The following is a 23657-nucleotide window of genomic DNA, read 5'->3' as shown; positions in this document are numbered from 1 at the left end:
TGAAGTCCAGATGAGTAAGGAGGCATGACAAATGGAATATCGCAAATTGGGAAACAGCGGTTTAACCGTCAGTGAGATTTCACTAGGCAACTGGATTACACATGGATCACAAGTTGATGATCCAACTGCACAAGCTTGTGTCCAAGCTGCATTGGAGGCAGGTATTACGACATTTGATACGGCAGACGTATATTCGGATACCAAGGCGGAAACCGTGTTGGGGCAGGCTCTCAAGGGAGTACCAAGAGAGAGTATTGAACTATGCACCAAAGTCTGTCATCCAACCGGTCCAGGTCACAATAACAGAGGACTTTCCCGCAAACATATTATGGAAGCCTGCAGTGCTTCATTACAACGATTGCAGACGGAATATATCGATGTCTATTATGCTCACCGCTATGATCCACACACCCCACTGGAAGAGACATTCCTTGCGTTTGCTGATCTTGTTCGTCAAGGCAAGGTTCATTATATTGGGGTTAGTGAATGGACAGCTGCTCAGATTGAGCAAGGCTCCGCACTAGCTAAAGAGTTGCGTGTACCTTTCATCGCGAGTCAGCCGCAGTATTCGATGTTATGGCGTGTAATTGAGCAAGAAGTTGTGCCCGCAAGTGTACAGGCAGGTCTGGGACAGATTACATGGTCTCCACTCGCTCAAGGCATACTATCGGGTAAATACCTTCCGTATTCAGCAGTTCCACCCGGATCACGGGCAGCAGCCCAAGCAGGGAAACCATTCTTCAACAAGCTCGCCGGTCGTTGGTTGCACGATGATGCGCTGTCTGCTGTACAACAGCTTCTTCCTCTAGCGAAGGAACTAGGTCTGACTCTTCCTCAACTCGCTGTTGCCTGGGTTCTTCATCATCCTTATGTCAGCTCAGTGATTATTGGGGCATCCGGGCCAGAACAAGTACTGGAAAATGTAAAAGCTTCCGGTGTAAAACTGGATCAGGATATCCTCACTCGAATTGATGAAATATTAGGAAAATGGATTGAGAGAAATCCTGTCCTGACGGGTTAATGTAGTTTAGTCGCTCTTGTCCATGTGTATAAAACGGGTGATCACACCCTGATTCATGTCCGTCCGCCATGCCATGTATAAGGGTACGGAGGGCGGTTTTTCTATTAAAGGTAAAAATACCACACCTCTGCGCTGAAACACCTCCACCGAAGAAGGAACAATGGAAACTCCCATGCCTGCAGCAACGAGGTTCACAATCGTATACATCTGGATCGCTTCCTGCGTAATTCGCGGTTCTACCCCATGCTCCCTGCAGTACTCCCGAACGAGACGATGAAACGGTGAGCCCAGATGGCTAGGGAACAAAATAAAATCCTCTTCCGCCAAGTCAGTAATCGACACTTGAATCTGCTCTGCCAAAGGATGATCGTCTGGAACCACCACCATTAACGTTTCTTCCTGGAAGATCCGGAAAGACACATTTGGCGTATGCTCCTGATATCGTAAAAATCCAATATGGATCTGTCCATCTTGCAGTGCCTGCAGCTGTTCAGAAGATGTCATCTCACGCAGTGTAATTTCGATCTGTGGGTACGCTGCTCGAAATCGCCTTAGCATATCGACCATCATACTGCCTGAAGCCGAATCCACAAAAGCTACCGTTATATGACCAACGATGCCTTGGTCAACCTTCTGTGTGAGATGGATAGATCGTTCAAGCTGAGCCAAAATTAGTCTTGCCTGATCTAGAAATACGGCTCCCGCAGGTGTTAGCCTAACCATCTTTTTCGTACGTTCCAACAGCTTAACACCTAGTTCTTCTTCTAGATTTTGGATCTGTTGACTCAGCGGCGGCTGAGTCATATTTAATCTTTCGGCCGCACGATGGAAATGAAGTTCCTCCGCCACGGCGATAAAGTAGCGTAACTTTCGAATATCCATTACACCTGATACCCCTCCCCTCTCCCCGTTACTTCATCTGCTCCTCCACCCAGATTGCAGACTCTGCATGCATCGTCATGAGTGCACAAAAATCAGACTCGATCTCTACTAACGGAACATCCTCCCCGCTGTCATGAATGAGCATCATCACTTTGCCAGAAATCTCATCCAGAACGGCTATGCTGCCCTCACCAAATCCGCCGATGGGAAAAAGCTGAAGCCCGCCGGGCAGGTCGTATTCTTGCTCGCACTCTCGATATGCATCCAGAAACTCAGGATACGCCCAGTCCAGCTCTTTGGCAGAATATAAGGCAGGATCACCGAAGTTACATGCTCCAAATTCAAGCAGCAGCGCGCGATATACCGCTGGAAGCTTCACTTGGTATTTTTGCTCGAAACTCTCGATGTCCTGCACGGTTTCAGGTTTACTGCCACTCCCCATCGTTGTACCATATGCCTGCACCAACAAATCTCGAATTGGGTCTAGTTCTACGGATTTCATCTGTTTTGCAACTCCCCGCTGAGCCAAGTTAATGCGGCTCGCAGCTTGTCCTGCGGCACCGTATCGTATCGATCCCCTGTCGACACTTCGAATGAGCAACTGTTACCTCCGGTTTTGTTCAGATACGATGTAATGGCGATATCAAACTTCTGCGCCATCTGCACGAGCAAGGGTTCAACCTCGGAAGCCGCGAGCGCAAAGTGAACGTGAAACATATTGGACACGGGAATTTCGGGAACCGTGCAAATCCCGTGGCATGCATTAAACAGTGGGGCCAGTTCCTTGGCCTGCTCGTAATAATGTCCCATTTTGCCAACACGTTCATTGTAATAATACCGGGAGCTGAGAATATAAGGGTACAGCCCTATGAGATCACCGCCATGCCGCCGTTTCCATACCTTGGATTCCTGCATCATATCCGTATTCCCAGCCAGAATCGCACCTGCAATGCCGCCAATGCCTTTGTAAAAAGAGATGTACACACTATCAAACAAACCGCAGATCTCCGCTGGTGTTTTCTCGTAATAAGGCGTGATCTCAAACAGGCGCGCTCCGTCCAGATGTAACTTGATCCCGTGCTCACGGCAGTATGCCGAGATCGCCTCCAGTTCCTCATAAGCCGGCAATTGCCCACCTATCTCTCGCTGTGGTAACTCAAGTAACAAACAGGCGTATTTTTCCTTAATTCCTCTCACATCATCAAGTGTAATCAAACGATCCGCTTCGCCCAGCAAAATGCTTTCGATCTGATGCAGCTCCTTTAGTCCATCTTCTTCATGAATCTCCAGGTGAGACAGCGGATGATACGCAACTCGCTTGATGCCTGCCCGGTCACACCAGATACGAAGGGCAATCTGCTGTGCCATGGTACCACTTGGGAAAAACACCGCTGATTCCTTACCCAGCACCGTGGCCATTTCCTGCTGAAACTCATCAATGATTGAGCCATTCCCATAGTGGTCACTGAACGTCTCTCCATCCACCTGCTCCAGCGCCTCCTGTAGCACTTTCACTTTGCGGCTACCATGCCCGCTTACAATGTACTTCGCCTGACCGAATGCATCCGCAAGTGTTACTTTGTTATTTTGTTCTACATCATTATCTTTTTGAGTGCCTGTACGTTTATACATAATCAATCACTCCTTTCATTATTCCGGTACGGTCATGATCTCCACCAACGCCCGAAGCGCGTTAGATACATGTTCACCGTGAGCATATACAAATCCTACTTCCAGACGAGAATACGGATCAGGCAGTGATATAATGTCTACCTCACCCCTGGCTGCTGCTTGAGCCACCGAAGAACGGGGCAGCAAGGACGCGCCTAAACCCGCAGTAACACCATCGATAATCGTGCCCAATGTTCCATATTCCATGACATTTAATGAACGCACCCCTTGGGTTTTCAAAAATTCCTCCGCCTGAGTTCGATGCGTGCATCCAACCTCAAAAAATAACATCGGTCTGCTGAGTAACACAGACATGTCATGTTCACCCGGTTTAACGATCAGCACCAGTTCATCATCGTACATTTTCATATAATTGAGTTTGGCATGATCGACCGGGCCATACACCAGAGCACCATGTAATTCATGCTCGATAACCTTCTGGTTCAGTTCGTGTGTCCCCCCTGTCACAAGGGAATAATGTACATTTGGATAACTGGCGCAATACTCCGCCAGTAGTGGCGTCAGGAAACGGGAGGCTGCGGTCTCGATTGAGCCTATACGAAGATTGCCAGCTGGTGGGCTTCCATCCTGTGCAGCCTGCTCTGCTTCAGATAATAATTCCAATATTCGATCTGCATATCCTAGCAGATTCTCCCCTGCCGGAGTGAGTAACATCCCCCGATTGGAGCGATGAAACAGAGGCACCTGCAACTGGGCTTCCAGTTGTTTGATTCGTGTAGTTACGTTGGACTGCACATAATTAAGTGCGGTTGCGGCTTTGCTGATACTGCCTTCGCGGGCAACCGCCTGGAATATTTTCAAATCCCCTGCATCCATTTCTTCTCACCTGCTTGTCTTTATATCAGAGCATTCCGCCCTATTGAGATGTCGTACATCAGGCTAAACGCTCTTCATTTCTTCACGTATTCTTATCTATCATTATTCTTGATACTGACCTTCATTTTTGTTTATTTTACGTGTTTCCATCTCGCCTGTACAATGACACCGTAATGAGTCTTCTATCTATTTCACAAGAACACTACGATGACAACTTAACCTATATTATACAGGGAGGTAACATTCATGAACGTAACCAAAACGATGAACGCCATCATACATTCGGGTCATAGCGGCCTTGAAGGTCTTCAATATTCAACCTGTACGGTGCCTGGTGCAGTACAAGACCACGTTGTTATAGAGCTTCGCGCCGCCGGGCTTAATCATCGTGATCTCTTCATTATGTCAGATCGAACGTCTCAAGACACTTCTCTCATTCCCGGATCGGACGGCGCAGGCATTGTGGTAGAGGTTGGGGAAGGTGTGCAGCATATTTCCGTAGGTGACGAGGTAATTATCCATCCTACGCTCGGCTGGGAACATACCGCAGATGTGCCAGTGGTTCCGGGCATTGTTGGCGGTCCTTCGGATGGAACGCTGGCACAATATATCGCACTGCCTGCAAGCAACGTGCTGCCCAAGCCTACTCATCTCTCCTGGATCGAAGCTGGTGTGTTATCACTGTCCGCGCTAACGGCTTATCGAGCCCTGTTCACTCGTGGTGGGCTGAAAGCAGGCGAACATCTTCTGATTCCTGGCATTGGAGGTGGCGTCGCTACGTATGCCCTACTTATGGCTTTAGCTGCAGGAGCGAAGGTTACCGTAACATCCAGAAGTGAGGTTAAACGAGCTGAGGCATTACGTCTCGGGGCATATCAAGCTTTGGACAGTCACGCCGATTGGAAGAGTACGATGAATAGTGATGAGCCTGTAGATATCATTCTGGACAGCATTGGACAAGCGATGTTCCCCAAATACGAAAGTGTCATCCGACCTGGCGGGCGAATTGTGATGTTTGGTGCAAGCTCCGGCGATGACTTGCATGTGCCGATTCGTTCGATCTTTTTCCCGCAAATCAGCTTGATTGGCACCTCCATGGGTAGTCGTGAAGAGTTTATGCAGATGTTGGAGTGGGTAGAAAAACATGAGATTCGTCCTGTCGTAGACAGTATCTATCCACTGCAAAATACGACACAGGCATTTGAACGGTTGGAAAAAGGCGAGCAGTTCGGCAATATCGCTATTACGATGGAATAAACAACGACCTTTTTTACCATGAACTTTCCCCTTATCAATGATAGACTAATGCTTAGGCATGGTTATCAGATAGGGGGATTTGTTTTTGACTCGTTTTCTTAAACGTCACATGAAACGCGCTATCATTGTGCTGATTGTATTTTTGCTCGCTGCTCAGATCCCTCTGGTGAAGGAATTGCTGGCTAGAGGAGCTACAACTTTATACGCAGCTGTCAAATATCCAGATCAAACGATCACATTTGAACACTTTGAATATGAGCCGCACTTTGGGGACTATATCATTTCTTATCAGACTCAAAAGTCAGATGCGCTACATCTCACATTAGCACCAAAAATGCTACCCATTTTCGTGAAATATGATCCATGGAGTGAGCCTATTTTAGACTAAACGGGCCTGCACCACCTTATGCATTTAATCCATTTCAATATTCAGGAGGTACAGTAATGTCCAATCAGGAACACCTCGTCGTATTAGTTCGCAAAATCATGAACGCGGAAGGAACTGAGCAAGAGCTGGATGATATGCTGACAGAAGTGCAGAAGGCTCTTCCTTATGCAGAGGTTAGTAATCTGATTTTCTGGGATGAACGTGAGTTAACTGCGGAGCAGATCGTAGAAGAAGCACTTCAAGCCCGCCCAATTCAACTCCCGCCCCAACCTTGAACTTATTCAGGAGGTAAATAATATACATGTCTAATGAAGAAAAGGATTATGCAATTGGGACTCTTGATTTCGCCTCAGCCACTTCAGAGGAAAAACAGGAAGCACTCCGTCAGATCATCGAATTACATGATCCGGAACTCACTGCGCAAGTCCTTGCTCTTGGTATGAATACACAGGAGCACGATTTGGTACGTATTGAAGCATGGCGAGCCCTAGGTATGGCGGAAACTTCTCCCCTTCTTAATGAAATTTTTGGAGCAGCAGCACAACTTGTACGTAATTCGGAGGAAGACGAGGATGTGCAAATTTATGCTTTACAGGCGCTAAGCCTGCTCCCCGTTACTGAAGCCGAAATTCAGCTGGCTCTGGATGTCATTCAATCGGATGCCTACATACTGGTGCAGAGTTCCGCTTTCGCTATTGTAAAAGCAAACAAACATCTGCCACATGCTGTACTCGCACTGGAATCACTCCAAACGCATCCCGAGTTCGGTACTTCGGCAGCACGGGAACTTCAATCTCTCTCGGGACGTGATACTCAATGAGCTCAAACGACAAACCGCAGTCACCAGAACAAGCTGGTGAACATTTAACAGAGGAAACGACTCAGGTGGTGCATCTTACTCAAGGCGAGCTTCATGCCATCCAGAAGGCACTGCTTTTTCTCAAATTCGAATGTGAAGAGGCCGCCTCTTTGTTGTACGCGGGCAGTCCCTTATTAAATAGTTCTCTTAGCAAGCTGAGAGAAGCAGACATTCACAGCAAATTTTCCAAACAGTTCCACTCTCGCCCTAATCCTCATGCGGAAACGTTTATGCGTGATAAGCTAGAGCGTTCCTATGCCGAAGAGCATGTTCCGCATGAACGGACAGAAGCACAGCTGAATGAAATTTGGCGGAGTTGCATGTTCCCTTTTCCTGCAACCCCCTACAAACAAGACTCTGATCCAAAATAATTTAAAGTTCTTCCCCCGTTATTGGCAATAGTTTAAATTCTTTCATTTCGATCAACTATTGAAGCAAATTACAGGTATAATGTAGAAAAGTTAGGGCGTGTCTGAAAACGCTGAAGGAAGCAGATTTTACTGATTTTTTGTTCCAAGCCAGGAAGTTTATCGCAGGCGTGCCGGGGCACGTCAAGGGAAAGTGACGCAGCAGGGGGCGAAAAGGCGGTAAAAGATGCACTTCAGCGGATTTCAAGACACGTTCCAGTTGATCCATTACATACAGGAGGCGAATTATGGAAACGGAAGGTTTACGTGGTGTCGAGCAGCTTGCTCTCAAGAAACATAAGATTTACAAACAGAGCCTGATTCGATATCTGGCGCGTTCCATGCTGGCCAGCATGTTCATTGGCTTCGGCGTAATTGTGGCATTTAAGACAGGTAATTTCTTCTACATGGAAGATTCCCCGTTTACATACCCTATGGCAGCCATTACGTTCGGTGCGGCAATTATTCTGATTGCCTATGGCGGCGGTGACCTATTTACAGGAAATACGTTCTATTACACCTATGCGGCATTACGCAAAAAACTGCGCTGGTTTGAAGTGATTAAGCTATGGATTGCGAGCTACAGTGGAAACTTGATGGGCGCGGCGGTATTTGCCCTGTTGATTTATCTGACGGGACTATTCGATTCGGCACAAGTGAACGGTTTTCTGCTTAGTGTGGTCGAGCATAAGATGGAAGCGCCAGCGATGCAACTCTTTTTCCGCGGCATTCTCTGTAACTGGCTCGTGTGCCTGGCGTTCTTCGTTCCGATGTTTATGAAGGAAAATGGTGCTAAAATGTTTGCCATGATGCTCTTTGTATTCTGCTTTTTTATCTCGGGATATGAGCACAGCATTGCGAATATGTGTACGTTTGCGATTGCGCTGGTGCTAAACCACCCGGGCACGATCTCCTTTGGCGGTGTGATTCACAACCTCGTACCGGTGACGCTGGGCAATCTGGTGGGCGGCGTGCTGCTGATGGGCTTTATGTATTATGCGGTCAACAAACCATTCCTGGACGATGAAGAGACACATTAATTTTCGAAAAAAAGCTCCCCTTTCTGCCCAGCCTAACGACAGCGGCCCAAGGCAAGAGGGAAACCCAAAACCCCCGATGGTATTTCTCTCTCCTAGTCTGGAGATACCACCAGGGGTCTTACTTTACCCGCAATCCATCCAGAGATAAAGGCTGATCCAGGTTGTTCGATCATCCAATTTCCCTGTACAAATTGCTTGATTATCTACTGATATAACAGATGATTCACCCTAATTTAGGCCCCTGATCGCTTCATCTCCAGATGCAGCAACGGAAACGGATTACCCGAGCTGTCCAGTTCGGATCGGCCTGTCTGCACAAATCCCAGCTTTTCATAAAACCTCGCTGCATCCTCATTCTGCTCGTTCACATCTACTCTAAGTTCTGTACCTTTGATTTTCATCGTTTGATGAATCAGAAATCGTCCTACCCCTTGTCCCTGAAAATATTCGTCTACAAATAACATCTCAATAAAGCTATTGTCCAGACCGATAAAAGCGATCGGTTCCTGCTCATTATCCAGCGCTTCCCAGACCTCTACTTGCTTCTGTTCCAGAGCTTCACTCACCATTTTTTTATAAAATAAAATGTGATGCTCCTCCAGAAAGGTATGTGTTGCTCGAACAGCACGCTCCCAGATCTTAACCAACTTGGCATGATCCTGCTCCCGATAAGGTACCATTAACATGTTCAATTCACTCTCCTTTGTCATAAAACATGATGTAATAATGTAGGCATATAACCCGAACAGCTTTATTTTCCGGTAGGCTTACACCCAATTCCTGCGTATATCTTAGCATATTCGATTCCCCTCGACACCTGCGAACAGCATCACAACAAACCAACACGCAGATCATGTCACTATTGTATATAAGAACGGTATAACCAACAGACCGCCTCCAAAAATGAGGCGATCTGTTGTCATTCATCTGTACATATGTGGTTAGTGCTGCAACTGTGCAAGAATCTGTGGATCTTTGATTTTCTTATCCTCAGCAAGCAGTGCAATCTTGGACAGGATCTCGGCGGTTCTTGGATCTTCATCCAGAAACGGTAGGAAGATCCGTCCACGATGCTGGCTATGCACGGGCACAATATACAGCGCACCAGCGGCCTGCTTGAAGACATTGCCGCTTCCCAAATGAACGGCATATTCACCTAGCTCACCATCAATTCGTGCGTAATTCCCATCCAGCCGCACATTATCGATTTTGAGCAAACGCAGTGACTCATTCACAATAACATGTCGCATCTCTATGGTTGTAAGACTTGCCTCTGGGTCAACTCCGCCAACGTGGGCAATGCTAACCACCAGATCAACATCACGCATAACTTCGGAGAAGAACACTTCCGGTACATCCTTCAACTCCACTGGTTTATAGGTACGACGATCATAGAATTGAACCGTCTCCAGCGTAGGTGCTTCGGTATCTGCCGGTGAGAACCAGTCAGCCATCGCATACAGATTGGCTATTAAGTTATGTTCATAACTAACCTTTTGCAGTCCCTCTTCATAACTTACTGTCCACTGACGCCCTTTCAGCAAGCTTACCGTTTTATTCGGTTGAATCTGATAGCCTGCGTAACGGCGTGATACCGTACCTTGAGCAAGCTCATCCTCATTAGGCAGATACAGTTCGCGGAAAACTTGCTTGAACGGCTGACGCTCCTGACGATTGAACAGATCCCGCTGGAATTCGCTCCACTTGCTGCTCTGATACAGATGCAGCGGGTGTGCAATCAACAGCTGATCCTCTTCCTTCAAGGCGTAAATAACTTCTTCATCTCCCGGAGCAATAAGTCCACCGGATGCGGCATCGAATCTTCCCAACTGTTCACCCGATTTGAAAATCAATGTGTTCAACAACGGACGGATAACCGGATTGTTCATCAGACTAGCAATCTCCTGACGTGTGAAGGACGTGCCTGCGATCATGGAGCGCTCCAATTCCTGTCTAGCCCGTCGATACTGATCCACAAGATCGGATTTCAACTCTTTCAACTCTGCAATATATCCGTCCTTTTTGAGACGAGCTGGTACAGATTTCAGCACTTTGCCTTTGCTGACAATAACCAGATTGGACTGCCCCTCCTCATCAATCACAAGATGAGCCGTCGTATCTTCATCCAGAGCATGTGGTTCGAAGTAGGACTTTACTTCATCCAGCTTGCGCGCCTCCATGTCCCACATCAGACGTGTTACATCGGCATACCCTGCGTTCCTTGCAAGATTACCCAGTGCAATCTGGGATGCCAGTCCTTCACTAGCACGTCGCTGCGCTCCAAACTGCTTGCTCTGAAGCTGGAACTTCTGGATGAAGTCGTAGCGTTCTCTTACGTCCTGATCCCGTTCCTCTGACAGTGGAATCAGACTGTAGGTCAGTAAGTGATCCTTGTTGCGCTTGTCTGCAACAGAATCATACATATCCTTCAGGCTGAGTTTGCCAAGTGCCGCATCAGCAAACAATTGTGATCTGCGATGATTGGCTCCACCGGAGATGTACTTGGCACAATCGTACAACAGGTTGAATCGTTCTTCTCCAACCGCAGCATAAGCCTCCTCGAACCAAGCGATATCGAAGGCTCCATCATTAAAGTCCTGCGGTGTAATTGGGGAGTAATGCGCCACGATGGTTTCCTTCTCTGCACTAAACTGTTCATTGATATGCGCATGGAAGTACCAAGCCGCACTCCGAAGACCATCCCAGCCCAGATGCTTCGCCACAAGTTCCATCCATTGCGGCGCATACATGGCGGCCTCCAGAAGCTTTTTCTCCTTGACTGGATACTTCTGGAGCAACTCTGCCAGCAGCTGTTCATCCTCCCTGGCCCGAGGATGACAATGCTTAATTAGATAGCTAAACGTTTCTTTACGGGTCGTATTGCCTTCACCATAGCTATAGATATAACCTCGTACAAAAGTATCCTGATCCATGGCAGAGACCAGATGTACCCAATGTTCCATGCCCTCAATGCGTTCCAGCTTCATGGATAGCGTACTAACTTCGGTGGACAATTCTCCCCGGGTCAGCTCAATCTCCAGAATACGATCCACGACCGTGTCACGCAGATGAATCAGCTTTGCGTCATCTTTCATTCGCTCTGTACGAGCCGAGGTCATATCGCGGATAAACAGATAACGATACTGTCCAACCATCAGTTGACGGTAAATCTCTTGATCATCGATCAGGTCTAACTGATAGGCTCGCAAGAAATCATCCAGTGACAGGAGAGACAGCGGGAGATAAGGCTCTACAAGATGAGAGAATTGATATGCGGTCTGGAAGTATCGCTTGAAGCTCTCATTGTCATACACCGCATTCCGGACAACATATTTCCACGGATCTGTCAGAATCTGAAGCATACCCGTTTCCTTCTCCAGCTGCTCTGCTGGCATACTTAAAATAATCGAAGCCCATGCTTTCTCTGCAACCTCAAAGATTTCAGCCGAATCACAATCCAAGAAAGCAGCCGAGATCAAGGCATGAACCTGATCCTTATAAGGAAGAGCCTGCATCATCTCATGYAGCTTCACCATGTCCTTCAACGGATAGGTCTGTTCGGCAAATGTTTTGCGCCATCCCTCCAGTAACGGAATCTTTCTTAATTCATCATATTCGTACTGCTCTCGATAAAAAGAGTAATGTTCGTCCAGTTTGCCGTTCAGCTTGCCTAATTGCAGTTCAACATACAGCTGCATCAGTTCAACGTCGCTAAGTCCGCTCTGCTCGAAATATTGCTTCCATACTTCATCCAGTGGAAATTGATCCAGCTGTTTCATGTTTGACCGCTCTCCATAAGGAACTTTGGAACGAAGGCTTGTTCCCACAAGCAGCGTATCTTTGTAACCTGCATAATACTCCACAACATATTCATGATCCCTGTGCTCATGAACCAGTTCATTCAATCCTTGCAGAAAAGCACTGATTTTATCCAGAGTTAACTGGAATATATCCTTTGGCTTGTTCCCGGCAAGGTCACGTTCCTCATCCAACAGCGGTTGCCGTTGATTCGGATCAAATAAACCATATCCATTAACGGAAGTGTAAAGGCTTCCTTCATCCAGCAGTTTGTCCAGCAGCTTCTGTTCCTTGGCCGTAGGCTTCTCCAGTTCTTCTGCGAATGGCTTGAGCTGTTCCAGCTGTCCTGCTCGTTCTGCATCCGTTTTGATCTCCGTTAACAGCTCAAGCGCACCCAGACGCTGTAGCTCACTCCTCGACTTCAGCAAACGCTGAACCGAATCCTTCAATTTCTCAACAGATTGCAACAACAAGACTTGAATTACCTTTTGCCGGAGCGATCCCGTTTTGAGTTTCAGCAGTACCTCCATCTGTTGCAGCTCATCTGCGGTTAACGTCAACTTCTTTACTTTTTGCAGAGCACTTTCACGGTTGCTCATGCTTTTGTCGGATAAACTTTCAAATACAAACTGACGCTGTACCTCGTGATCAGGCTCTTGCACAAACTGGGACAATAGCTCCCCGCGCAGCTCCGGGCTTAATCGATCTTTGAACGCGATTACTTCACTAATCCATTCGGCATCCATATCATATGCGGCCAAATACAACATTTTTTTGATGACGTCATCACCGTCGATCCGATAATGCACAAAATCCAGCACACCTGAAGGCCCGCCTGAACCGCCCTTGGGAATGTAATCCAACATCCGTTTAAATTGATCAAAGTCATGACGGCGTGCCTGTTTATCTTCAAGCACATCCCAGCGAGGCACATAGACACTACGTTGGTGCTCTCCCTCTTCAAAGCTCCAATTATGCGAATACGCCGCCGTATAATTTTGCACAACCCAGTGCATTAGTTCCGGATGTTGCACATCCAGATGATTGCGCGCCATAGCAAGACGAAGCCCCAGATACTGACTGTTGGCCAGAACGTACTGGGCTACGATCTGCTGATACAACTCACCTTGATCCATAATCTCTACAATCTTATGCTGCAAATCATTTTCTTCAATGACTGCTGTTGCCCACAGGCTGATGTAGAGTTTATTGGCATTCTTCTCGTGTTGCCACGCCTCACGAACATCCTCATTCACCAGGGCCTCATAGGCCTGTTCAATTAATTGTGTCGCCACACGCTGGTTAGCCGCTTCAATCCCGATCCCTGTCCATACCCCCAAGGCTCTTACAACCGAACTGAACCGAATCAGATTGTTGTCCAGGATAATTTTCAATATGTAAATATACGCTTCAAGCGTACCCTCGTCCATTCGTTCTACAATGCTCTGACGAAGCCCTTCCTGCAATCTTGCTGCAATCAGTAGCTCACCAATCATCTGATAGGCATCCGCCTGTTCACTCATAAAAATGCCTTTAATCATCTCGTTTGTCAGTAACGCAGCCTGATTATCCCCATAGATAATATCGTGCAGTGCCTGCTTGACTTCAACGTTCGAATGATCCAGTTCATAGGCAATACAGTCCGGCAGTACCGAGCGGAATTCATGCTGGTTAAGCATGTTTGGCTCACGAACGGTCAGATACTCCATCAAACTGAATCCTCTAGCCTCCATCCGGAATAATCCGAGCAGTTTGCGCAGCACATGAACGACATGTTGTCTTGGATCGGATGTCCGGAAAGGTCTGCGTTCATAGCTTGTACTATATGGATACAGCGTCGCACCTTCAGCGATATAACGGAATCTGGCAACAAACCCTTCAGAGGTCAGGTGCTCAAGCACCTCAAGGATCGGCTGGAATAATGGCTGCTGCGTCTCCAACGCAAGGCTGATAAGCTGTCTTTCTATATTAAAATAGTCCCCTTCATCCCCACGCAAGTAAGTTGACTCTGCCAACGTTACCATGTATTTCGCTATTTCCAGCTTAGTGCCTGTAAGCGCACCTGCTCTCTCCTGTAATCCCTCAATATAAGCTTGTACCTGATCTTCCTGATTCATCCTGTTCTCCTCCTCATCATCCTGCTTCTCCCTACCACAGACGTCCGGCTAACATTGTGAAGCGGATAAATGTCACATAAGCTCCGTCCTTAATGCTTATCTCTTCATCCAGCTCTGCCAACTCTTCATCATTCAGAAATACTTTGTATAACCCGTCTTCATAGGCAAGTATCGCGGCTTCCTTCGCTTCCCCAAGATTGGGAATGCCCTCACCATGCACCGTGCCAAAACCCACTTTCCCCTTAGCCCCCTGCGCATCGATCTCTTCGGGCATAAGATAGACAAGCATCGCCGCCGCATCTTTCCTCTCTCGAAAAGATTGCACCTGCTGTTCAACCATATTCTCGATAAGCAGTCGAAGCGTGCGGGTTGTTTCCGGAAGTTCCACTGCTTGTTTGGCGAGAGCCGGCTTGCGTTTGCCCAGACTTTTCACCGTAATCCATAATTTCAATGCATCGCGCCTCCTTTCATTGCTTTTTTCAGAACTTCATTCATAACTTCAATCACAAAAAAAACAGTTTATTACAAATGGCTAAATCCCATTCAATCAAGAGTTAATACCCGAAAGCGATAGATTGCAAAACAAACCAAATACGTACATATGTACCCCTCATGAACATCATAACTAAATTGTTCGTCTCTTTCATGGGCCAATATTCATGTTTCCATCGAACCAGCGAACTAGGGCGTGTCTCGAAACCCTCTGAAGTGCATCTTTTACAGTCTTTTCGCCCCCTGCTGCGTCACTTTCCCTTGACGTGCCCCGGCACGCCTGCGGTAAACTTCCTGGCTTGGAACGAAAATCCGGCAAAATCTGCTCCCTTCAGAGTTTTCGGACACCCCCTAAAGCCCATTTGCACATAAAACGCAAAAAGCCGCTCCACCACACGAAACATCATGAGATGTGCAGCTATTCAATCTTTTAGTGGTACGTAAATAAAATATATTAGACCAGTCGCAAAGGCTGAATCTTCACCGCCGCTGTCTTGAATCCAGGCATTCGGCAGAAGGGGTCCAGATCAGGTCTTGTCGCCCGGTTCACATTCTGGATTCCACCCCAGTGCATAGGCACAAATAGCGTATCCTCCCGAATGGATGTTTTGATTCGTGAACGAACAGTAAAACTGCCATAAGCCGACTGAACCTCTATCCACTCACCGTCACGAATACGATGACGAGCTGCCGTTGACGGGTGAAGCTCAACGAAGTTTTCTAACTCCCGCGCTGCTAGTGCCGGACTTCTACGCGTCTGCACACCGGTTAGATAATGAGGAAGAATTCGGCCATTGGTTAGAATCAGGGGAAAAGCGTCCGAGACATCATCCCAGCCCTGGCTCGATCCCAAAGTAAACGTAGCCTTACCGTCAGCATGAGCAAATCGATCATGAAACAGCATGCCTTCGCCCGGATCATCCACGGAAGGACAAGGCCAGTATACCCCTTGTTCCTTACGGAGACGTTCATACGTGATTCCGTGATAATCTGCTACCCCGCCGCGACTTGCAATCCGCAATTCGTCGAATATATCTTCAGCATTCATATATTGGAACAACGAACCTTTCCCCAGTTTCTCAGCAATCCGGCACAAAATGTCCCAATCATCTAATGTCTCTCCGGGTGCAGCCCTTCCCTTTTCTCGCAGAAGAACTCGCCCCTCCAGATTGGTAAGTGTGCCTTCATTCTCCATATACGCTGTGACTGGCAGCACAAGATCCGCCATTCTGGCCGTTTCCGACAGAAACATATCGGCTACGACCAGAAAATCAAGCTTGCGCAGTCCCTCCTCCACCAAACGTACATTTGGATTCGAAACGACCGGATTAGAGCCCATCACAAGTAATGCGCGAATCTCCTGCTCATAGATTCGTTCCATCATCTCATAAGCCGATACACCTTTGCCCGGCAAAAGAGCCGGGTCTATCCCCCAGACCGATGCTACATATGCACGATCTTCCTCTTTTTCAATGGAACGATAACCTGGAAGCTGATCTGCCTTTTGCCCGTGTTCTCGTCCACCTTGTCCGTTTCCCTGCCCGGTAATGGCACCATACCCACAGCCTGTTCTTCCGATTTTGCCAGTCGCGAGCACCAGATTCAAAAAATGCCGAACAGCCATATGTCCATCCGTCTGCTGCTCCACCCCGCGTGCCGTCATAATCATACCCGTTTGCGCTTTACCATAAGCCAAGGCTGCCTGACGAATCAAGTCCAGTTCAACTCCGCATGCTTCCGCGGCCTGTTCAAGCTCTAAAATCCCCATCTCTCGCACAAGTTCCTCGTATCCGGTTGTCCGTTCCTGAATAAAGCTAGGATCAGCCAACCCAGCATCCATAATGATCTTCAGCATCGCATCAGCCAGAATTGAATCCATACCTGGCTTTACCTGAAGGTGAAGATCAGCAATGGCTGCTGTTGCCGTCTTGCGAGGATCGATCACAATCATAAACGTTCCATTTTCCTTCGCTTCATTGAAATACGGTAACAACGTTGGCTGGCACTCCGCTATATTCGTCCCTGCCAGAATAATACATCCGGCTTTGGGAATATCCGGGAGCGGAAACGTTAAGCCGCGATCCATTCCGAAAACTTTGCTGCCCGCAGAAGCTGCTGCTGACATGCAGAAGCGACCGTTATAATCGATGTATTTACTACGGAGTGCCACCCGCGTAAATTTCCCAAGCAGATACGCGGTTTCATTGGTCAACGAACCGCCGCCATACACTCCTACGGTATCTGACCCATAAGTCGCTTGGAGCTGTTGCAGACGATCAGCAATCGTCTGTATCGCTTCATCCCATGAACATGGCTCCAGTTCTCCCTGGCGGCGAATGAGCGGATACATTAGACGCTCGGAACTAAACACTTGCTGGTGAGCATTCATGCCCTTCACACAGAGGCGACCCTGCGAAGCTTTATTAGGCAAGCCCTGAACCGCGTACTCAGCCAGTCTCTGACCTGCAACGGGAGCAGTAAGCTCTTCTACGGACATCTTGCATTGCACGCTGCAATAAGGACATTGGGTCTCTTTTACATATAGCTTAAACGTAGCTTGTTCCATATCTACCACTTCCATCATCAGCCACTCCTTCCTATCATTAAGATCATGCTCTCGCCTGGACAATGGGCACTTCAGAAAGTGTCCCCGTTCCACGATCAGCTTCAGTTCCGCGCTCCTGTGTGCGATTAAATGTAAGTTCCTGCTGTAACTGTGTATCCAAAAGCGTTTCCCGAATCGACATGATTCCGAGTCGTTCCGTCCACATCCATACTGGTTCATCAAACCAAGCCGTTTGTCGATACCATTGCAAACAGGCCGATGCGAGACTTACTGCTTGCTCCTCTGATTCAGTTGCCCCAAGCAGGTAGCTCTCCTTCACGGGATGCCCAGCATGACCCCCAACGTAAATTTCCCATCCGGCCGGAGAAGCTTGCAGTCCTAAATCTGCAACCAGCACACTCACTAGGGATCGGGAACCCGAAGCAATCGCTATTTTCACTTCGGAAGGCATCGCTGCAGCTTCCCAATCGGCACGTAGCCGATTCTCCAGATCACTAGCGGTAATACTAGAAGCCAATGGAGATAGGTTTTGCCCCGAATAAATGTAAATCCCCTGATACTGGTGCTGTTCTGTAGAGGACAGTATCAATCCTGAAACATAAACGTAATAGCGAATTGCAGGAAGGCATACCGGACACCCGTGTTCCGAATGCCAGTTCAGCTGCTTCAACAGTGAAGTGATCTGTGCATCTTCTAATGGAACGACTGGAGATCCAAGGTTCGTGATGCCAACTTCTTTGGAATTTCTCTCCAGGATTACGCTCACCTGATCCTTCAGCTCTTCATGACTCATTTCCGTGCAGTGACATACAGACAGGATATCAGCCTTCTTCTCCGTACCGCCAAATTCTGTACTTGTACCGACACTTTCATCAACCTCTACACGTTTTGCGTGTTGTAGCAGTGCAGCCACCATGGGTTTACAGCCACCGCATGAACCTGAAGCTTTCGTGTGCTGTTTCACTTGTTCCTCGGTCTCCAGACCTTGCTCCTGAATGACTTTTAAGATTGCTGCTTTCGTTACATTATTGCAGGCACAGACTGTCTCCCGGCTCGGAAGCGCAGCAGCAGCCATCTCTGCTGGATCTGGTGCTCCTTCCTTGGGGGCAAGCTCAGCCACATCTGCTCCACGCTGCACCAAACCAAGCAGGGCTGTGCCCTCGGCCGTATTGCCAAACAAAATGGCACCTCTAACCCTACCAGCTTGCATAAGCACTTTTTTGTACGTGCCCCGAACGCCATCCAAATGCTGAATCGCCGTTTGCATTCGATCACCGCTGATCTCTCCTGCCGAGAAAACATCCACCCCCGACACTTTCAGCTGTGAATACGGAACAGAACCTGTATACCCCGGTACCTCCTGTCCGCACAATGTACGCGCAAGCACCTTCCCCTGCTCATACAGCGGTGCTACCAGACCATAACTGATCCCCCGATGCTCTGCACATTCTCCTACAGCATATACATCCGGCACACTGGTACGCATATGATCGTCGACCACGACAGCACGCTGTGTGGCAATGCCACTTCTCCTGGCCAGATCCACATTTGGCCGAATCCCAACAGCGACAATGATCACCTGTGCCTCAAGCTTCGATCCATCTGTGAACAGCAGCCCCTGAGCTTGTGAACGTCCGGTAATCTTCTGCGTATTTTTATTCAAAAGAAAGGACATGCCCTGATCTTCAAGCTCACGTTGAAGCATCGATGCAGCCTCATAATCGAGTTGTCGATTCATAATATAAGGCGCATTATGAACCACCACCGCATCCATACCCAGATGCAGCAGCCCCCGTGCTGCCTCCAGCCCAAGCAAACCTCCCCCGATAACAGCCGCTTTACGGTACGTTTTCGAGTAATCTGCCATACGGGTACAATCATCAATTGTTCGGAAGGACATGACACGTTCCTTATCGATTCCCGGAATGGGTGGAATGAACGGAGAAGAACCTGTCGCGAGGATCAATATGTCGTATGTTTCTTTTTTGCCAGATTCCGTCTCGATAAACTTGGTACGAGGATCAATCCGATGCACGGTCTCACCTGTGCACAACCGGATATTACGCTCTGCGTACCAGGTCCAGTCGTTGATGATGATGTCCTGTATGGAATGTTCACCCTGAAGTACTTTGGATAACATAATGCGATTGTAGTTAGGCCGAGGTTCAGTCCCGTAGATGACAATCTCATACGTATCTGGCGCCAAGTTAACAATTTCTTCTACACATTTCACTCCAGCCATGCCATTGCCGATAACCACCAGTTTCTTTCTACTCATGGGCCGCCCCCTATCCCTTTCACATCTGCAAACTAAACAGAACTGCCTTTTCCTGATTTAAAACACAATAACCCCTTTTCCTTATGGGGAAAAGGGGCACCATTGCCTCCGAGCTCTACACGCCATTGTGTAGATTCTTAATAAATTCAGATTAATTGAATCCATAACATATGTCAACTAAATTGACATTAAATAATGAAAAACAGGTTAAAAATAATTATTTCAAAATTTAATGTTATTTTTGTTGACATTACATTTTTCTCTTTTTATAATTTGAATCAAAATCACAGCGATGTGATCATCTCAGAAGCGGGAACACAAAGACGTGTACCGCCTGTCGGCAACGGGGCCGCAAATCGTTCTAATTCAGGACGGCTTGCGGCCTTTTTCTGCCCGAACCAAACATAGAGACATAACAAAGAACCTACTTGGATGAGGAGCGATGAGGAATGGTAGAGAGCAAAAGTTTTTGGAAAAGCGGGCATAAGCCCACGCTGTTCGGGGCATTTATGTATTTTGACATCAGTTTTATGATCTGGGGTATGCTCGGTCCGCTTGCTGTTATTATTGCCATGGATTATCCGATGACCCCCTTGGAAAAAGCAAATCTGGTTGCCCTGCCCATTCTAGGGGGTTCTATCCTGCGCCTGGTGCTTGGCTTCATGTCCGATTATATGGGTCCCAAATTAACCGCTCAGATCGGTATGGTATTCACCCTCGTTCCATTGTTGCTAGGCTGGCTATGGGTGGATTCTCTCAGCCAACTGTATGTCGTAGCACTTTTACTCGGCGTAGCAGGCGCTTCATTCGCAGCTGCACTACCGCTTGCAGGTCAGTGGTATCCTAAAGAACATCAAGGGCTTGCCATGGGTATAGCCGGGGCAGGTAATAGTGGAACAGTGCTTGCTACATTGTTCGCCAACCGTCTTGCCACTCATTTTGGCAGTTGGGAAGTTGTTTTTGGGCTTGCGATCATCCCGATTGTTATCGTCTTTATCCTCTTTTCGATCTTCGCCAAAAACAGTCCGAATCGCCCGGAACCCAAAAAGCTGTCTCAATACGGAACATTGCTTAAGCAAAAAGATGCATGGGTATTCTGTGCTTTCTATTGTGTTACCTTTGGCGGTTTCGTTGGACTTTGTAATTATCTGACCATTTTCTTTAATACCCAATATGGCCTGTCTGCGGTTCATGCCGCTGACATTACGACATTCTGTGTCATTGCAGGTAGCTTCTTCCGTCCTGTTGGCGGTTTCCTGGCAGATAAAATTGGCGGAACCCGAATGTTGACCTTTCTCTACTCCGGTGCCTGTATTATGCTACTCGGTGTATCTTTCCTGCCCCCTCTTCCGGTCGTCATTGTAATGTTGTTCCTCGGCATGATGTGCCTTGGAGCCGGGAATGGTTCTGTATTCCAACTCGTTCCACAACGTTTTGGCAACGAAATTGGTCTGATGACAGGTATCGTAGGTGCTGCCGGAGGTTTGGGTGGTTACACGTTGCCGCTCATTCTGGGACAACTGTATAGTACGTATCAGTCTTACACGCCAGGCTTTGTTATTCTTAGTCTTATCGCCGCTGTATCCATGTGTCTTGTTCTATTCATGCAATCCCGCTGGCGGGTGAGCTGGCTGAACAGAAGTGGCAAGGGGATTGCCGATTCAACGACACTGACGTCCTGATCCCTTACCTACATAACAGACAGCGCTGCCAATATGGCAGCGCTGTCTGTTATGTTCCAACCTTAACTATTCAAGCCGTAATACTCAGGGCAAATATTTTTGAAGAATAATGACTGCATTATGTCCGCCAAACCCGAAAGAATTGGACATGCCAATCTGCAAGTTGGCTTCTCTTGCTACATTGGGGACGTAATCCAGATCACATTCAGGATCGCGCTGCTCCTGATTGATTGTTGGCGGAATAATACCATGCCGCAGTGTTTGAATAAGAGATATAGCTTCTGCTCCCCCTGCAGCACCAAGCATATGACCTGTCATGGATTTGTTCGCAGTAATCGGAACACGATAGGCCATTTCGCCAAAAAGCTGTTTGATCGCTCTCGTTTCAGAAAGATCACCTGCCTCTGTGCTGGTGGCATGAGCGTTGATCACATCGATATTTTCTGGTTCCAGTTGCGCATCTCGCAGCGCTGCCTTCATAGCCAGATAGGCACCCCGACCTTCGGGGTGAGTGGCTACCATATGATATGCATCGGAAGTAGCCCCATATCCGATAACCTCGGCGAGGATATTCGCACCTCTTGCCTGTGCATGAGACAGGGCTTCCACAATCAGAATACCTGCTCCCTCAGCCATAACAAACCCGTCTCTGCCTGCATCAAATGGTCGGCTTGCCGCTGTATAAGCTTCATTCCTGGTCGATAACGCTGTTGCATTGCCGAAACTGGCTAGTGATATCTCGGTGACCGCCGCTTCGGTTCCTCCAGCAAAAATAACATCTGCTCCTCCGTGACGAATCAGCCGGAACGCTTCACCAATGGCTGTGTTACCTATAGAACAAGCCGTTACCGGAGAGAGCGTTGGCCCCCAGCAGCCAAATCTCATACTAACAGTGGCTGCCGCCATATTGGATATCATCATGGGTACAAGGGTTGGACTAACTCGCGATGCCCCACGTTCCGATAAAACGCTACCCTGATCCATTAAGGTTCGAATGCCTCCAATGCCCGAGCCAATATATACACCGATCCTCTCCCGGTCTAGCGACTCCAACACAAGCCCGGAATCCGCTAACGCCTGATCTGCTGCCGCAACAGCAAATTGTACAAACCGATCCATACGCCTAGCTTCTTTACGTCCAAATCTTGCTTCACCATCAAAATCACGAATCAATCCGCCCATTCTCGTTTTATACAATGTGCTGTCCAGATATTCAATTGGGGAAACGCCCGACCTGCCTTCTTTTAGTGCGTTCCAGAATGTATCTACATCATTGCCGAGTGGAGAGATCACACCCATTCCTGTAATCACAACACGTTCCATACTCATACCAGTGTGTCCTCCCTGTAACGTTCTTCGTTTGGTTTCCTGTTGCTTATGCATTCATAGTGCCATTTCTGTATATCCTATTACAAGTTGGCATTTATCATAGTATAATGACTACCATGATAAACAGATTGAAGGTGAAGCATTGAGTGAAACAATTCGATTACAAGCCCTGTCTGCTTTTTTGAAAACACAGCGTTCTAGGCTCTCTCCCGAAATGGTCGGTTTACCTGCTGTTGGGCGGCGAAGAACACCTGGTTTGAGAAGAGAAGAAGTGGCACAATTGGCCGGTGTGAGCACAACCTGGTACACCTGGCTGGAACAAGGGCGCAGTATCCAGGTATCACACTCCGTCTTAGATAATGTGGCTTCAGCACTCCGACTTACTGCAGATGAACGCAAATATTTGTTTTCACTGGCGATGGAGCATTATTCAGATCTGCCCGTACCGGAACCAGACACGCTTCAGCTTCACCCTTCATTACAGAAGATTTTGCAGGAACTTCGATATTGTCCTACTATCATTTCCGATCGGCGTTGTTACATTGTGGGTTGGAATGAGGCTGCCGCACAAGTCTTTATGAACTTTGAGCAGATTCCCTTAGAGCAGCGTAATATGATCAGTCTGGTGTTTGATCGAAAAGAGTTGCGACGGCTTGCGGTGAACTGGGAGGACTTCGTCAGTGGATTTTTATCCATTTTTCGTGGCTATTATGGTCGTTATGTCGACGATGAATGGTATAATTTATTTTTGGATGACATGATGAATCGCCATCCTGATTTTCAAACATTATGGAAACAAAGCAGCGTAAGCAGTGCTCCTGATGTATGGATCGAATTCAGACATTCCAAAGCAGGCAAAATGTTGTTTGACCTCACCTCATTACAGGTTCAAGGCAATTCCGATTTGCGATGCAGCATTTATACACCCGCACCAGAAACGGCAACGGAGCATAAACTCATGCAACTGCTTGAACGAAGGAATGAATCCTGAACTGCTAGCCGAGGAAAGCGACATCCATAACCTAACATACTA

19 protein-coding genes are annotated in these 23657 nt (G+C 47.7%); 9 read left to right on the top strand and 10 right to left on the bottom strand.

Annotated elements, in window-relative coordinates:
• Positions 1 to 31: 31 nt before the first annotated feature.
• Positions 32 to 1021: an aldo/keto reductase family protein gene (locus tag AB4Z30_RS26760; RefSeq protein ID WP_441930473.1), complete on the top strand. Its 990-nt coding sequence runs from the start codon at positions 32 to 34 to the stop codon at positions 1019 to 1021.
• A 6-nt stretch (positions 1022 to 1027) separates the two neighbouring features.
• On the opposite strand, the gene AB4Z30_RS26755 is transcribed toward AB4Z30_RS26760, so the two are convergent.
• Genes AB4Z30_RS26755 through AB4Z30_RS26740 form a run of 4 tightly spaced genes read right to left on the bottom strand, consistent with a single transcriptional unit; the run spans position 1028 to position 4411 of the window.
• Complete coding sequence (locus AB4Z30_RS26755; RefSeq protein ID WP_441930471.1) at positions 1028 to 1903, bottom strand: LysR family transcriptional regulator; 876 nt, start codon at positions 1901 to 1903, stop codon at positions 1028 to 1030.
• Positions 1904 to 1931: 28 nt separating this feature from the next.
• Positions 1932 to 2405, bottom strand: a complete 474-nt coding sequence (locus AB4Z30_RS26750) for an SMI1/KNR4 family protein (RefSeq protein ID WP_441930470.1) — start codon at positions 2403 to 2405, stop codon at positions 1932 to 1934.
• Positions 2402 to 3535, bottom strand: a complete 1134-nt coding sequence (locus AB4Z30_RS26745) for a threonine aldolase family protein (protein WP_441930469.1) — start codon at positions 3533 to 3535, stop codon at positions 2402 to 2404. Before AB4Z30_RS26745 ends, AB4Z30_RS26750 begins: the two co-directional genes overlap by 4 nt.
• Before the next feature lie 18 nt (positions 3536 to 3553).
• Positions 3554 to 4411 carry a LysR family transcriptional regulator gene (locus AB4Z30_RS26740; protein WP_441930468.1) on the bottom strand — a complete coding sequence of 286 codons (858 nt, stop codon included), beginning with the start codon at positions 4409 to 4411 and terminating at the stop codon, positions 3554 to 3556.
• Between the two features lie 264 nt (positions 4412 to 4675).
• On the opposite strand from AB4Z30_RS26740, the gene AB4Z30_RS26735 reads away from it, so the two are divergent.
• The 6 genes from AB4Z30_RS26735 to AB4Z30_RS26710 all read left to right on the top strand — a co-directional run bounded on the left by AB4Z30_RS26735 (position 4676) and on the right by AB4Z30_RS26710 (position 8362).
• A complete protein-coding gene (locus AB4Z30_RS26735) occupies positions 4676 to 5668 on the top strand; it encodes a zinc-binding dehydrogenase (protein ID WP_441930590.1) in 993 nt (330 codons plus the stop codon).
• Between the two features lie 85 nt (positions 5669 to 5753).
• Positions 5754 to 6056, top strand: coding sequence for a hypothetical protein (locus tag AB4Z30_RS26730; RefSeq protein ID WP_441930467.1), 303 nt, complete (start codon positions 5754 to 5756; stop codon positions 6054 to 6056).
• A gap of 56 nt (positions 6057 to 6112) precedes the next feature.
• Positions 6113 to 6331 (top strand): bacteriocin immunity protein, encoded by a 219-nt coding sequence (locus AB4Z30_RS26725; protein ID WP_441930466.1) that lies wholly within the window; start codon positions 6113 to 6115, stop codon positions 6329 to 6331.
• A 26-nt stretch (positions 6332 to 6357) separates the two neighbouring features.
• The gene (locus tag AB4Z30_RS26720) at positions 6358 to 6876 is read left to right on the top strand and encodes a hypothetical protein (protein ID WP_441930465.1); all 519 of its coding nucleotides are present in this window, start codon (positions 6358 to 6360) and stop codon (positions 6874 to 6876) included.
• Positions 6873 to 7286 (top strand): hypothetical protein, encoded by a 414-nt coding sequence (locus AB4Z30_RS26715; protein WP_441930464.1) that lies wholly within the window; start codon positions 6873 to 6875, stop codon positions 7284 to 7286. The genes AB4Z30_RS26720 and AB4Z30_RS26715 overlap by 4 nt, the downstream gene beginning before the upstream one ends.
• 284 nt (positions 7287 to 7570) lie before the next feature.
• Entirely contained in the window at positions 7571 to 8362 is a 792-nt protein-coding gene (locus AB4Z30_RS26710) for a formate/nitrite transporter family protein (RefSeq protein ID WP_441930463.1), read from the top strand.
• Positions 8363 to 8595: 233 nt separating this feature from the next.
• Here AB4Z30_RS26710 and AB4Z30_RS26705 read toward each other — a convergent pair whose 3' ends face one another.
• From AB4Z30_RS26705 to AB4Z30_RS26685, 5 genes are all read right to left on the bottom strand, one after another.
• Positions 8596 to 9048 carry an acetyltransferase gene (locus AB4Z30_RS26705; RefSeq protein ID WP_441930462.1) on the bottom strand — a complete coding sequence of 151 codons (453 nt, stop codon included), beginning with the start codon at positions 9046 to 9048 and terminating at the stop codon, positions 8596 to 8598.
• A 255-nt stretch (positions 9049 to 9303) separates the two neighbouring features.
• Positions 9304 to 14277, bottom strand: coding sequence for a DUF4132 domain-containing protein (locus AB4Z30_RS26700; RefSeq protein ID WP_441930461.1), 4974 nt, complete (start codon positions 14275 to 14277; stop codon positions 9304 to 9306).
• Positions 14278 to 14308: 31 nt separating this feature from the next.
• A complete protein-coding gene (locus tag AB4Z30_RS26695; protein WP_441930460.1) occupies positions 14309 to 14728 on the bottom strand; it encodes a hypothetical protein in 420 nt (139 codons plus the stop codon).
• Positions 14729 to 15223: 495 nt separating this feature from the next.
• On the bottom strand, positions 15224 to 17353 hold the full coding sequence (gene nasC / locus AB4Z30_RS26690) for an assimilatory nitrate reductase catalytic subunit NasC (RefSeq protein ID WP_441930459.1): 2130 nt from the start codon (positions 17351 to 17353) through the stop codon (positions 15224 to 15226).
• Positions 17354 to 17378: 25 nt separating this feature from the next.
• Entirely contained in the window at positions 17379 to 19613 is a 2235-nt protein-coding gene (locus AB4Z30_RS26685; protein WP_441930458.1) for an FAD-dependent oxidoreductase, read from the bottom strand.
• Positions 19614 to 20062: 449 nt separating this feature from the next.
• Here AB4Z30_RS26685 and AB4Z30_RS26680 point away from each other — a divergent pair, with 449 nt between their 5' ends.
• Complete coding sequence (locus AB4Z30_RS26680) at positions 20063 to 21295, top strand: nitrate/nitrite transporter (protein ID WP_441930457.1); 1233 nt, start codon at positions 20063 to 20065, stop codon at positions 21293 to 21295.
• Between the two features lie 84 nt (positions 21296 to 21379).
• On the opposite strand, the gene fabF is transcribed toward AB4Z30_RS26680, so the two are convergent.
• The gene (gene fabF / locus AB4Z30_RS26675) at positions 21380 to 22618 is read right to left on the bottom strand and encodes a beta-ketoacyl-ACP synthase II (RefSeq protein ID WP_441930588.1); all 1239 of its coding nucleotides are present in this window, start codon (positions 22616 to 22618) and stop codon (positions 21380 to 21382) included.
• A 148-nt stretch (positions 22619 to 22766) separates the two neighbouring features.
• Here fabF and AB4Z30_RS26670 point away from each other — a divergent pair, with 148 nt between their 5' ends.
• Entirely contained in the window at positions 22767 to 23615 is an 849-nt protein-coding gene (locus AB4Z30_RS26670; protein ID WP_441930456.1) for a helix-turn-helix transcriptional regulator, read from the top strand.
• The last annotated feature ends 42 nt before the right edge of the window (positions 23616 to 23657 follow it).

It is taken from the genome of Paenibacillus sp. 2TAF8 (genome assembly GCF_052114825.1).
In the GTDB taxonomy this organism is placed as follows: Bacteria; Bacillota; Bacilli; order Paenibacillales; family Paenibacillaceae; genus Paenibacillus.
This window is presented reverse-complemented; position numbering and strand designations above follow the sequence as displayed.

What these genes read in the sequence shown, in the direction of transcription:
- AB4Z30_RS26725 (WP_441930466.1), top strand. Translation starts at nt 6,113, where the DNA reads ATGTCCAATCAGGAACACCTCGTCGTATTAGTTCGCAAAATCATGAAC.
- AB4Z30_RS26740 (WP_441930468.1), bottom strand. Translation starts at nt 4,411, where the DNA reads ATGGATGCAGGGGATTTGAAAATATTCCAGGCGGTTGCCCGCGAAGGC.
- AB4Z30_RS26705 (WP_441930462.1), bottom strand. Translation starts at nt 9,048, where the DNA reads ATGTTAATGGTACCTTATCGGGAGCAGGATCATGCCAAGTTGGTTAAG.
- AB4Z30_RS26710 (WP_441930463.1), top strand. Translation starts at nt 7,571, where the DNA reads ATGGAAACGGAAGGTTTACGTGGTGTCGAGCAGCTTGCTCTCAAGAAA.
- AB4Z30_RS26745 (WP_441930469.1), bottom strand. Translation starts at nt 3,535, where the DNA reads ATGTATAAACGTACAGGCACTCAAAAAGATAATGATGTAGAACAAAAT.
- AB4Z30_RS26680 (WP_441930457.1), top strand. Translation starts at nt 20,063, where the DNA reads ATGGTAGAGAGCAAAAGTTTTTGGAAAAGCGGGCATAAGCCCACGCTG.
- fabF (WP_441930588.1), bottom strand. Translation starts at nt 22,618, where the DNA reads ATGGAACGTGTTGTGATTACAGGAATGGGTGTGATCTCTCCACTCGGC.
- AB4Z30_RS26715 (WP_441930464.1), top strand. Translation starts at nt 6,873, where the DNA reads ATGAGCTCAAACGACAAACCGCAGTCACCAGAACAAGCTGGTGAACAT.
- AB4Z30_RS26755 (WP_441930471.1), bottom strand. Translation starts at nt 1,903, where the DNA reads ATGGATATTCGAAAGTTACGCTACTTTATCGCCGTGGCGGAGGAACTT.
- AB4Z30_RS26720 (WP_441930465.1), top strand. Translation starts at nt 6,358, where the DNA reads ATGTCTAATGAAGAAAAGGATTATGCAATTGGGACTCTTGATTTCGCC.
- AB4Z30_RS26685 (WP_441930458.1), bottom strand. Translation starts at nt 19,613, where the DNA reads ATGAGTAGAAAGAAACTGGTGGTTATCGGCAATGGCATGGCTGGAGTG.
- AB4Z30_RS26735 (WP_441930590.1), top strand. Translation starts at nt 4,676, where the DNA reads ATGAACGCCATCATACATTCGGGTCATAGCGGCCTTGAAGGTCTTCAA.
- nasC (WP_441930459.1), bottom strand. Translation starts at nt 17,353, where the DNA reads ATGATGGAAGTGGTAGATATGGAACAAGCTACGTTTAAGCTATATGTA.
- AB4Z30_RS26760 (WP_441930473.1), top strand. Translation starts at nt 32, where the DNA reads ATGGAATATCGCAAATTGGGAAACAGCGGTTTAACCGTCAGTGAGATT.
- AB4Z30_RS26750 (WP_441930470.1), bottom strand. Translation starts at nt 2,405, where the DNA reads ATGAAATCCGTAGAACTAGACCCAATTCGAGATTTGTTGGTGCAGGCA.